The following is a 12,470-nucleotide window of genomic DNA, read 5'->3' as shown; positions in this document are numbered from 1 at the left end:
ACCCACATTACCTGTTGAATCCACTCTCAGTCTCTCAACTCCAGTGGTCTGAATCGATAATATATCGCTCGTGCTATTTCCTCTTATCCCGGTACTGCCATCACCACTTCTCCAGTACAAAAAGCCATCATCAGGAAGAACAAAACCTCCCGATGCATAAGCAGTTCCTACGACTTCAAGTTTTCCATTGGTGGGATTGGCTGTTCCAATCCCCACATTACCTGTTGAATTCACGGTCACAAACGGAGTGGAGCCCACGTTACTTCCGATTCTAAAGTCTGAACCGATAGGAAAATAAAGAAATGCGTTGGCGTCACCTATCCAAGGCGCTGAGCCGCCCGTGGAATAGTTGGAACTCGAGAAACCAAGATGAAGAACGTCGCTGACTGTCGAATTTTGAACCTTATATCCCCACGCGGCTCCGTTGGCGTTTCCGGCACCCAGCCGAAGCACATTCACGCCATCATTATTTAGACTCGGCTGTATCTCTAATCGATTGACCGGACTTGAGGTCCCAATACCTACGTTCCCGCCATTAGGTTGCAGGAGCACAAAACCTTTTGTTGCGTCGCTTGTCGATTCCAACGTTAAGTTATTGCTGGCAGCGGTACCGCCGCGAAGATTCTGACCACCACTTCGACCTGCAAGCATGACATATTGCGTGTGATCATCTGCGCTCAACCCTGTTAGCGCCGAGTGCGCGGAGACTCCTGAGCTATCTGTACCGCACTCCCAGCCATTGACCGTTCTCTTGAGAACTTCTCCTATAGCACAAGCTCCACCGTTGGGATTATAAGTTAAGTATTGCCCCAACGCGCTTGTAATTTTACTGACCGAAACTGTATCTATTTTATCATCAGTGACTTGCGAATTCCCGATATCGGCGGTCGCAACTGTACCGTCAACAATTTTCGCACTGGTGACCGAATCAGCGGCCAACTTTACACCAGTGACTCCGGCGTCTCTAATTCTTAACGTGTTGGTCGCCACTTCAAGAGTCGAATTATCTGTGTTCACCGCGAGGTTTCTATCCGCTGACAGATCGCCGCCGCCCGTAAGTCCTGAGCCCACGTTTGTATTTACAGATCGAGTCGTCGGAACCGCTCCCACATCTGATGCCGAAGCTCCCGTCTTATCGATTTTGCTCCATGCAATTGCGGCTGCGGCGTTGATATCCGCATTAACGATAGAACCATCCTGTATTTTTGAGGACGTCACCGCATCGGCCGCTAATTTATTGGCGCCAATCCCCGCGTCTCGCACTGCGAGAGCATTTGATCCATTAAGGCCGATCGTCGTATTGTCATAATTTAAAGCGAGAGACACCGTTCCGCTCGCTGCGCCTCCAGAAAGGGGGGCCGAGGTGCTGATCCCCTCGATATCTCCGGTGGCCGTAATATCTGTTCCGCAAATCCAACGCGAATTGGAGTTGTCCCACTTTAGAACTTCACCATTAGCACAAGCCGCCCCGTTCGGCAGATACGTCAACCATTGACCCACCGAACTCGTTATCTTTTCGACACCGACGGAGGAGATCTTCGCGTTGGTGACATTGAGATCAAGTATTTTCGCGGTGGTCACCGCATCATCGGCAATTTTTGGAGTTGTGACATTCGCATCTAAAATCTTTGCTGTTGTCACCGCGTTCGCCGCAAGTTGAGTCGCGCTAATTCCCGCGGCTCTGACTTCTAATTCATTTGCGCCATTTACATTTAAAGTATTTGTATCGTAATTTAGTCCTAAACTGACGGCACCACTTGTTGCGCCGCCGGTAATTGGACCAGACGTATTGACCGCTGTAATATCACCCGAGTTATTATCACTACCGCAGATCCAGCGGTTATTTGAGTTATCCCACTTAAGAACATCGCCATCGGCACAGGCGGATCCCGCCGGCATGTAGGCAAAATAATCTCCAGGACCGTTCACAATTTTAGAGACATTCACACTATCAATTTTGACATTGGTGATCGCACCATCGGCGATATCCGCTGTGATGATAGTGCCATCGATGATTTTATTGGTCGTCACGGAGTTGTCCGCCAAAAGTGTCGTAGTGATTCCGCCAGTTGCGATATCAATCGCCACAGATCCTGTGGTTCCGCCTCCGGTGAGGCCGGTTCCCGCCGTCACGCCCGTGATGGTGCCACCACCACCTTGAACATCAACTACCGCAGAGCCATCCCAATACTTTAAAGCGCTATCGGTACTGTTAAACCACATCGCTCCGCGGTTGGCGACAGTGAGTGTCCCTGCAAGAATAGTTTCTTCAGCAGACGTAAATTTTCCCAGCGTCACCGTCGCTAACGACTGCATCGTGATGTGACCGGTGTTTAAAATCTGATTGCCATTCATGTTAATGTTGCCGCCCATGGTTCCACCGGCGAGAGGGAGCTTGGTGGAATCCGTGATGGCACTTGGAGTGATGGCTTCCCACTGATTTAAAGTGGCATTCCAGGCCAGCACACGTCCATCACCCATACCGGCGCCAACGCCGCCGAGATTGACTAAGCTTCCCGCGATCCGAGTGTCGGTGTAATTCTTTGTCGCTGCATCTTGAGGAAGCGTGGGATCCGCTAAATTTTTGATCTGCTGATTGTTCATGCTGATCGGGGTCGTCGAAGTTCCCGAAGCAAGATTATAAAGCGTATTATAATTGGTTCCACCGAGAAGGTTTTCCAGATTCGATTGAGTGACGTTTTGCCCAGCGTTCACTTGCACAAAGTTCGAAGGCGTAAGACCTTGGAGACTGTTTGCGTACCAAGCATAAGGAACGGTTTGGAGATGGAAATCTTGAGCCAGTGTTACGAGCCCACCCCCATCGTTGTAGCTAATACGGACCTTACGCGTATGACCCGTCAAAGCGTTATAGCTGGTGCCAGAACTACAACTTGTGATCCCGCTAAAACTCACTCCATTTTTAAAAATATCAACAATCGATGAGGTGTCCTCGTAATCAGAACCCGAGCGAATTCCTCCACCGACGTTGAGAGAAAACATCCCCTCGCTCCCCAACATATTGATCGAGTGCTGCTCTTCGTACAGCAAACAGTCATTGGTGGGAGAATAAATGCGAACATTAAAAATCACCGGGTTGGCTTCTAAGGGAACTCCACCCGTCTTAGTGATCTGGCCCTGATAAACAAAACTTGTTGGTACAGATTGTGCGTGCGACGACGACATAACCGTAGAGGTTACAATCAAAAAAAGAATAAAAAGATCTGTCCACTTTGGCGTCTTCATTACTTCGTCAGTCTTCTTTCAACAATTAGCGAATATTGAAACAATTCGCACACTTCTCTTATCGACAGTTTTTAAAATAAATTGAACTTAGGGGCCAAAAATCGAAATTTTAATTGGACTTTTGTCAGAATGAGATGCTTTTTTGGAATGACTTAAATATATACGTTCTATTTAGAATCAATAACTGACATTGCCCACCTAAGTCGCAGACAATTTGTATTGTAGTGAAACATTGATGAACAATATTTCCTCAAGCGCGTCGCCATCTATTGGGAGGTGAGATTTCTTTAAGGACGGTAAACACAGCGAAATCCAGAGTCTGCCGCAGTTGTTGACGCGTTTGCAGAAAGACCCAAAGAGTAGATTCCGTTTCCACTCCAAAAATTAAAACTTCCCCCGCGGCGCAATACGCCTCCGGAGTCTCCGTACCATTGCCCTGTTCCTTGCGCATTCGTCCACGAACCCTCGGGTCCCCACTGATTCGCTGCAAATGCGGGGCAAGTGACAGTCAAATCATTCCAAACACCTGTGTTGCAAGTTGTTGGTCCGACGGTCAGGACACCATCAGCCGAACTCCAATCAAGAAATTCCCATACATTACCAGCAAGATCCCAAATTACGGAACCATTTGACAACGTCAGACGCGCGCGTGCATTTCGACCCGTGCCCGACTCTGGATTAGCACCATCATAAATTTCGACGCCGTTCCCAGAACCATTTCCCCTAAAGAGGAGTCCAGAACCTGGGGATCCTCCAGTCCAATTGACCGACACATGCTCAGCATCGCGCGCAATCGTCATCCACTCGGCATTAGACATCAACGCGAATGTGCCGGTAAACCCAGCCTCGGATATAGCGCTACATCTACTGAATGCAGTTGTCGCCGAAATATTCGTCCATGGGGGCGATGCCGCTTGCGATATTGCGTTCCCTGAGCCATCGTTTTTGGCTTCAAATTGCATCACACAAAAATCTCGACTCCCAAGATTCACGTTTCCGGGGACACCCACAAAACCCGTTGGACATTTCATGTTCCCTCGATGAAAAAAACTAACACCTGATGTGCCCGGCATTTGGGCGAAAACGATTGGAGAGATAATGTAAAATACAAATAAAATAAATTTCATTTAGTATCCCGGTATCCAAGAAACGTAAACAAAGGAGCCCATAACAATCATCGAATAGAGTGTATGTGCACCTGCAGTCGTAGAGCCGTGGCCCGGTGGCATACGCACAGACAATAAGCCAGTTCCAGCGCCGGAATAGGCCGTAAAAGAACAAAGTGCTGAATTCGTGCCCTGAACAGCAAAAGTATAAGACGCTCCATTTTTCATATTATGAAAAGTGTATGCAGCACAGTCATTCGTGGTGTATTGCAAGTTCCCCAGCGCAAAATTAATGGGACCTGTTGTGTTGGCAATAGCTGCCGCCGTGCGGACCGCTCCATTGACAGCCAACGTGGTATCAGGCGCAGTCGTTCCAATGCCGACGTTCCCACCAAAGTAAGAGGGAGTCGTCCCCGAGGTATAAACAGCCCATCTATTTGTACCATCGACAGTTGAAACGTAAACACCATAACCAGTAGTTTGTGTTCCACCGCCGGTATTCACCGCTTCAAAAAAACCACCGTAGGCGTTATTTATCGTCCCCGTGCTACTGTTTCGAGATGACCCTAGACTACCAAAGGAATTAGTGACTGTTCCGCTCGAAGAATTAGAGCCAACTCCGACGACCCCATAAGTATTAACCACGCTAGCTGTCGACGCGTTTGCCCCAATAAACTCTGCGCCTCGAATCCCCCCGGTGGTCATATTGAGTGAATTGTTTCCATAACGGGCGCTTTCATAGATTCCCCAAAAATTGGTCGTAGCACCGGACGAAGGATTCACAACAACATCACCGTTAAAAGATGAACCGGAATTCACAGTAACATTGTCTCGAACATCAAGCCGTGAAACGGGAGTTGCTGTTCCAATACCCACATTTCCGTTGGATAAGATCGTCAATCGATAAGCTGAGTCATCACCAATCGCAAAGGCGTCAGAGGGTATTGTGGAACCACCGGCTCCGAGCCACCACGAATTTGTATTTCCGGAATTGGTGTTGTCAATTCGAAGTCCAATCCCGTTCCCCGTGGATGAACTACCTTGAACGTGAACAGGGAATAACGGAGTTACAGTTCCAACCCCCACGTTTCCATCACGGAAAAGAGTCATGCGTGGTTGAAGCGTGGTGCTCCCAATTGGTGTCGTATAAAGAGTTAAATCAGAACCCGAGGCTGAATCGGTAAATGTTTCCGCAGCGCTAGCAACAACTGCGGCGCCATTGACGTTCGTTGTGCTCCCGCGACCAACGTAATTTAAAGCGCCCAAAACCTGACCCGTGGTTGCGGGAGATGGGCTTCCTACAGATCCCCGACTGTTAACCAGGGAAAAAGCAGGATATCCTGCCGTAGCTCCTGCGTAATTGAATGCGACAACCTGAGGATATCTCGTGGTCGTTGAGGAGTTATTATAAACGGAAATATTGGTCGATTCGTCATTCCCACGAACTTGAAGTCGATCTGTTGGATTGGACGTTCCAATCCCGACATTCCCCAATTCATTAATAATCATTCTCTCTGTGCCTGCAGTATCAAATCGAATTCGGTCTTCGTCGGCAGATTCTTCCACTTGGATTCGGGTGTCGTTATCCGTGTCACTCACTACCGCTACGGCAGTAGGCAGCGCTCCGCACAACCAGCGATCCGTTGTCGAGTCCCAAAGCAACGTATACCCGTTGGTGCACTCAGTCCCTGCGGGCATGTAGGAAAAATACTCGGCAGCGGCCGAGGAGATTTTTGCAACACTCACCGAATTGATTTTTGCATTGGTGATTCCACCGTCGCGCACTCGCACCGTATTGGTGGCGATTTCGATGGTGGAATTATCGACGTTCATCGCGATGTTACGATCTGCGGTGAGGTCTCCACCACCGGTGAGTCCAGAGCCTGAGTTTGTGTTGATGGCTCTCGTTGTTGCTACGGCTCCCACATCGGCGGCAGTCGCTCCGGTCTTGTTAATCTTGGACCAATCAATGGCCGCTGCGGCATTAATGTCTGCATTGACGAGAGCTCCGTCGGCGATTTTTGCACTCGTTACTCCCGAATCTCGAATTTGCAGCTGGTTGGATCCGTTGGTTTCGATGGTCGTCGCATCTGTGAGTACACTCAACGTGGCTGTACCACTGAGAGTCCCGCCCGAAAGTGCTGAGCCGGCACCTGTGACAATTCCATCGATATCTCCACCCGCTCCCCAGCCCGAAGAAACATCCTTACAGTTGGAGCCGTTTTCGTCACAAACTTCTGTCGCTCGAAGAATTCCGTTCACGTGCAAGAGAGACTGAGGGCTTGTGGTACCCACGCCCACATTGCCTAGAAATGCGGAATTCCCGGAGGCCACATGAAGAGCGAGCGAATTCGTCACTGTTGTGTTCGTGCCAGCCACCGGAGCGCCTTCAATGTAAACGGTGGAGCCGTTCGTTACGGTGACAGGATTTGTTGAAGCATAGGTCGGTTGATTGAAGGAGTTTGTCGTTCTATTGGCAATAAGACCACTGCCACTGGTGTCTGTGATGGTGGATGCCGCAGAATTAAAGTGCACACCGTTGGTGGTCCAAGAGGGCGACGATAAAAGTCCTCCTCCCCCACTAATATTAAGTAAGCCCGAAGATGAAGATAACGCTTGTCCGCCGCCCACGAGAACTTTCCCGGCGAGGCGTGTTGGCGCATCCGTATCAATACCGAAGGAGTTTGCAATCGTTGCGTTCGTACCCGCCACAGGCGCTGATGGAATTCTCAGTACCGAAGCTCGGGTATAATTGGTTGCGGTTGTCGCAGCGATCGTTGGCGTGAGAAAAGTATTGATCGTGACGTTACCTACTGCACCACTACTTGTTGTATCTGTATAAGTGGCCGCATTCTGTCGTAGACCGATCCCGTTTGTGGTCCACGCTGGCGCGGATGCATTCCCTGCGATATTTAACAAAGAGGCCGGGGTACTTGTGCCGAGCCCTACGTTTCCTGTGGAGTAGTCGATCGCCAGGCGCGAAGCTCCCGCCGTGTTATCATAAATATAAAATTTTGCTACAGCATCGTTGGGTCCAACACTAAATGTTTTAGCGAGTGTAGATAAACTAAATTGAGAAACACCGCTGGCATTTGTATTTTGAATTCGCGCCGTCGTCGACGCTCCACTAGATTCTAGATGGAGTAATGCGAGCGGCGTGCTGGTCCCAATACCGACACTCCCGCCACTGGGCTGAATCAACACCGAACCCTTGGTGCTATCACTCGTGGAATCTAAGATTAAATTTTGGCTCGCCGCCACTCCGCCTCGAAGATTTTGTCCACCCGTTCGTCCCGCGAGGAGAACATACTGAGTATGATCATCGGCGGTTAAACCGGTGAGAGCGCTGTGTGCGGAGACACCCGACGAATCCATGCCGCACAGCCAACGGTCGGTGATCGAATCCCACTTAAGGACTTCTCCGCTAACGCACTCAGTTCCCGCAGGCATGTAGCTAAAGTACTGTAATGCGGCGCTTGTGATTTTATCAACACTCATGCTCGCGATCTTGGCATTCGTAATCCCGCCATCTCTCACTTGCAGCGTGTTGGTTGAAACTTCTAATGTTGTGTTATCGGTATTGATCGCTAAGCTTCGGTCAGCCGATAGATTTCCGCCTCCGGTCAAGCCCGATCCTGAGTTGGTGTTGATCGCCCGCCCGGTAGCCACAGCTCCCACATCGGCGGCCACGGCACCGACTTTACTAATCTTCGACCAAGCGATCGCGGCACCAGCATCCACATCGGCATCAACGATGGGGCTTCCACCGCCACCACTTCCGATGACCTCTGCACTGTTGCCATCCCAATACATGATTCGATCGGTATCGCTGTTATACCAAGTCGCTCCCTTGTTACCAACTCCGAGAGTTCCGACGAGCGTTGTTTCCTGAGCGTTACTGAATTTCCCTAAGGTAATTGTCGATAAATTCTGCATTGTCACATGACCGGTATTCAATACAGAGTTCCCATTCATGTTGATACTTCCAGCCATGGTTCCACCGACTAAGGGAAGTTTGGTGGAGTCAGTGATTGAGGCGGGAGTGATCGCCTCCCAACGGTTGAACGTTGCGTTCCAAGAGAGAACTCGTCCGTCCCCGACGCCAGCGCCGACACTGCTCACGTCAATATTCGCTCCGGCAATTTTCGTGTCCGCATAGTTTTTGGTCGCGGCATCTTGAGCTAAAGTCGGGTCGGCTAAATTTTTGATTTGCTGATTATTCATTGTGAGCGGGCTTGTCGATGTTCCAGAGGCTAAGTTGTACAGAGTATTATAATTCGTTCCACCGAGGAGATTTTCGAGATTTGACTGGGTGATGTTTTGGGTGGGATTGATCTGCACAAAGTTAGCGGCGGTTAATCCTTGGAGGGAGTTCGCATACCACGCATAGGGCACCGCTTGAAGATGAAAGTCTTGCGCGAGTGTGACTGGACCAGTGCCATCATTATAACTCACTCGAACTTTTCGGGTGTGCCCGGTCAAAGCGTTGTACGTGGTCCCGGCGATACAGGTGGAGATTCCGGTAAAGGTGATCCCGTTTTGAAAAATCTGAAGCGCCGACGAAGTGTCCTCATAATCAGTTCCCGAACGAATCCCCGCACCGATATTCAGAGCAAAAGCCCCTTCACTCCCCAACATATTGATGGAATGTTGCTCCTCGTAGAGAAGGCAGTCATTCACGGGCGAATAAATTCGAACTGTGAATACCACAGGATTGGCTTCAAGAGGAACGCCCCCTGCTTTGGTGATTTGACCTTGATAGGTGAAGCTTCCGGGAACGGTCTGCGCAAAGGAAACCGTCGCGGACAAGAATGACATCGCGAAGAGTAAAATAAAATGAATAAAACCTTTTATGTTTACCATCAATCTCGATAAGTTGTTTTCGTGGCCCAATTCTGGATTTTTCATAAAATCCGAACACTTCACTTATCGACAGTTTGAGCAAAAAGATAAATATTTAGAGGCTTAAAAGCCCAGAAAATCGAGAACTTTGTTTCAGATTGAGACAGCCAGGCCATAGGCCTCGACCTCAATCCAGGAGCCCCGTCAAAATGACAAAAAAAAAGGAACCCGAAGGTTCCTCTTTTGAGATGGATATTAATTTTAAGAGTGATTTAAGGGGTCGCTAACGGATCGGCCGAAAGCATTTGAATCTGAGACTCCGCCGTCTGACGTTCGTTATCTTGACGGATGATTTGGGCGATATCCACTTGCGGAGCTTGCTCATTTCCGCGATTCATTTCACCAAGCACTTGCTCCGCACAGCGAAGAGCACCGTCCTCGGACGAAGAAACTTTAGAAATCAAATCAGAGTTAATAGTTATCGGGTTATATTTATTGTCATTACCTTTTTTAAGAACGACAGCCATGACACCGTAATCGATCTCGGTGCGATTTCCAATTTTGATCTCTTTGCGATCTTCGATAATCAACAAAACATTTTTGCAATCGTCTTCTAAACAGCGAAGGTTCGATGTCGACTTATTGTCTTTCGAGAGCACGGCCGATTTGAGGTAAGCTGTTTGTTGATTGTTTTTAACATCGCATTTTTTATCGGATTTTTTAACCGTGCTTAAGTTGGCACTCATGTACTCATCGCCGCTAATTTCATTCTGGACAGATTCTAAAGTTAAGGTCACGCCCTTCAAATCACTTTGGAGTTTTTTGGAAAGCTCAGAAGACGAAAGAGTTTTAAAAGCATTCAGACTCCCATAAATTCCGGTGAGGCGCGTTTCTACAGAAGAAACGAGCTCCGCCTTTGCTTTATCACCTTGCTGCTGTTGATTGTGTCTTAGGTTTCTGTTGAGTGGTGCTTTATGGCTGGAGCGACCGCAAGCCGTAAAAGCCACAGCGGTGATGAGCGCAAGAGCGATAGTTTTAGTCATAGGAATCCTCCCAAATTAGGTTTCTAAAATTCAGTCAAAGAAATGAGTTGCAGAAGGTGTTCCTACTTACTCTCTAATATATTGAATTCTAGAGAGATTCCCTCCCCTATTGGTCGTTTTTGAAGATATCACAAGCCACTTTTTGTCACTTTTATTGGGAATTTTATAAAGTTTGCGGACGATCGCTTTCGGTTTTACGACTCAAACACCAACAACCATTCCGGAGGGAATCTATGAAGTCAGTTATTTTTCTAGCCATTTTAGGAGTTTTCGGAAGCGCACACGCCGCACTCCCGCCCTACTTTGCATCCGTTAAAAAAATCGAAACCGCTCTTAAAGAAGTGGGATCTGAAGCGAGCGGCGTCATTCAACAGATCAGACTCAATGCAGACGTTGTGACTGTTAACGTCGGGAACTGCCAGTTCGATGTGTATTTAAAAGCGGTGGATACACCAAATGGCCTCGTTGGACCGGCCCAATACGAAGTGAAAGCGATGGAAAAAATGTGCCTCAATTAAAAGTCAAAGCTTCTGATGGGCGAATTGCCCATCAGAAAACTCGCGATACTATCTTCCTCAAAAAAATCTAGGCTTCCATGTAATCGCGCACCTGATGGTTGCGAACTAAGAATGCGAAAATTAATCCCGCGAGAAAAATCAGTCCCGCAAAAAACATATAGAAGTTTCCGGAGCCAACAGGGAACATGCTAACCTTAACAACGACCGCCGTTAGCAAATTACCAATAAAAACCGTTAATAGCCAGAAGCTCATAATGACAGATTTCATCGACTTTGGAGCTTGTGTGTAAGCAAAAGTTAAACCTGTAATTGAGATCATCACTTCAGCCACAGTCATCAAAAAGTACTGAACCCCTTGCCATAGAATATGAACCTGTCCTCCTTGATCCAACGGATACTGCACAAATGCCGCGGCCGCAAATCCGGTGGCGGCGACCATAAAACCCCAACCCATACGACGAAGTGCCGTAAAAGGAAAAAATCTTTCTAAAAATGGATAAACACCGAATGTAAAAACTGGGATCAATAACATAACAAATACCGGGTTTACCGCAGATACCTGTGATTCTAAAATCTCGAATTCATAACCAAAGATATTTGTTTTTTTCACCATTTGACTCGCCTGTACCACCCAGGTCGAAGCGTGCTGGTCAAATAGAGCCCAAAAAACGGAGATCATCGCGAAGACCTTGATAATTCCTAATGCTACATAGAATTCCTCGACGCGCTTTTTTGGATGGTTTTTTTCCATATAGGACTTAAAAGCGATAAATCCCAGCACTGGGATTAAAACAAACATCAGCAGTAAAGCTACAAAGGCCCCCGTTAGTCCCCAGTTCATCGCAGCATAAACCACAAACGCGCTCAGAGCGAGAACTCCAACAGATGCAACCGTCTTGCTTCCAGTGCCAAACTTGAGGTTATGAAAAATACCCTTGACCAAAATCGCCCAGAAGCTGTCTCCATCTGCGCCTGATGGTGGGACCTTGACGTACTGCTTGCGGCCTAACCAAAAGATGAACGTGGCGATAAACATTAATATACCAGGAATTCCGAAGGCTACACTCGGCCCATAGTATTTGAGGGTCAGCGGAGTGAAAATTGTTGAAAAGAAAGATCCAAAGTTAATCATGAAATAAAAAAGGTAATATACTTTATCGAGTAGGGTTTTTTGATCTAACCGGAACTGATCTCCCAAAAAAGCAGATATACAGGGCTTAATTCCACCGGAACCCAAAGCAATTAATCCCAATCCTACATAAACACCCGTCACTGAATTTTCAAACGCCGCTAAGGTTCCATGTCCCAGACAATAAAAGAGAGATAAAAAGAGGATTGTTTTGTAACGACCCCAAACATAATCAGCAATCAACGATCCAAATAATGGAAGAAGATAACAAACTCCCATAAACAAATGCATCACTTCGGTGGCGTGCTCTTTAGCTTGTTCCTCGGGCATTAAATTGACAAAAAGAAATTGGATCATGAAGATCTGAAGTATGGAGCGCATTCCATAATAGCTGTATCGCTCACACCCTTCGTTGCCGACGATGTATTTAATTTGAGGCGGAAATTTTTGTGATGCTACGGCCGTTGTTGCCATTGGGTCCCCTTGTAAAAGAACATTTGGAGTAACACTGCCCCGATGACATTTCAATAGAAAGTCCCACCAGCGACGGGGCAAGGCTTACTGAATGGCTGCTTAATTGATAAGCACC

At 47.9% G+C, this 12,470-nt stretch carries 6 protein-coding genes; 1 reads left to right on the top strand and 5 read right to left on the bottom strand.

The features are described 5' to 3' along the window. The 4 genes from K2Q26_04230 to K2Q26_04215 all read right to left on the bottom strand — a co-directional run. On the bottom strand, positions 1-3,243 hold a 3,243-nt coding region (locus K2Q26_04230), incomplete at its 3' end, for a hypothetical protein (protein ID MBY0314700.1). Positions 3,244-3,530: 287 nt separating this feature from the next. After that, positions 3,531-4,370 (bottom strand): hypothetical protein, encoded by an 840-nt coding sequence (locus K2Q26_04225; GenBank protein MBY0314699.1) that lies wholly within the window; start codon positions 4,368-4,370, stop codon positions 3,531-3,533. Next, entirely contained in the window at positions 4,371-9,257 is a 4,887-nt protein-coding gene (locus K2Q26_04220; protein ID MBY0314698.1) for a hypothetical protein, read from the bottom strand. 206 nt (positions 9,258-9,463) lie between these two features. Then, positions 9,464-10,234 carry a hypothetical protein gene (locus K2Q26_04215; GenBank protein MBY0314697.1) on the bottom strand — a complete coding sequence of 257 codons (771 nt, stop codon included), beginning with the start codon at positions 10,232-10,234 and terminating at the stop codon, positions 9,464-9,466. Between the two features lie 233 nt (positions 10,235-10,467). Between K2Q26_04215 and K2Q26_04210 the strand changes: the two genes are divergently transcribed. Then, positions 10,468-10,752 (top strand): hypothetical protein, encoded by a 285-nt coding sequence (locus K2Q26_04210; protein MBY0314696.1) that lies wholly within the window; start codon positions 10,468-10,470, stop codon positions 10,750-10,752. Positions 10,753-10,819: 67 nt separating this feature from the next. Here K2Q26_04210 and K2Q26_04205 read toward each other — a convergent pair whose 3' ends face one another. Then, positions 10,820-12,355 carry an oligopeptide:H+ symporter gene (locus tag K2Q26_04205; GenBank protein MBY0314695.1) on the bottom strand — a complete coding sequence of 512 codons (1,536 nt, stop codon included), beginning with the start codon at positions 12,353-12,355 and terminating at the stop codon, positions 10,820-10,822. Between the last annotated feature and the right edge of the window lie 115 nt (positions 12,356-12,470).

This window comes from Bdellovibrionales bacterium, from assembly GCA_019750295.1.
Lineage (GTDB): Bacteria > Bdellovibrionota > Bdellovibrionia > Bdellovibrionales > JAGQZY01 > JAIEOS01.
Note: the sequence above shows the minus strand (reverse complement) of the source record. Positions and strands in the feature narration are given on the sequence as shown.

Coding starts and splice junctions, on each gene's coding strand:
- K2Q26_04225 (MBY0314699.1), bottom strand. CDS start 4,370: ATGAAATTTATTTTATTTGTATTTTACATTATCTCTCCAATCGTTTTC.
- K2Q26_04220 (MBY0314698.1), bottom strand. CDS start 9,257: ATGAAAAATCCAGAATTGGGCCACGAAAACAACTTATCGAGATTGATG.
- K2Q26_04215 (MBY0314697.1), bottom strand. CDS start 10,234: ATGACTAAAACTATCGCTCTTGCGCTCATCACCGCTGTGGCTTTTACG.
- K2Q26_04210 (MBY0314696.1), top strand. CDS start 10,468: ATGAAGTCAGTTATTTTTCTAGCCATTTTAGGAGTTTTCGGAAGCGCA.
- K2Q26_04205 (MBY0314695.1), bottom strand. CDS start 12,355: ATGGCAACAACGGCCGTAGCATCACAAAAATTTCCGCCTCAAATTAAA.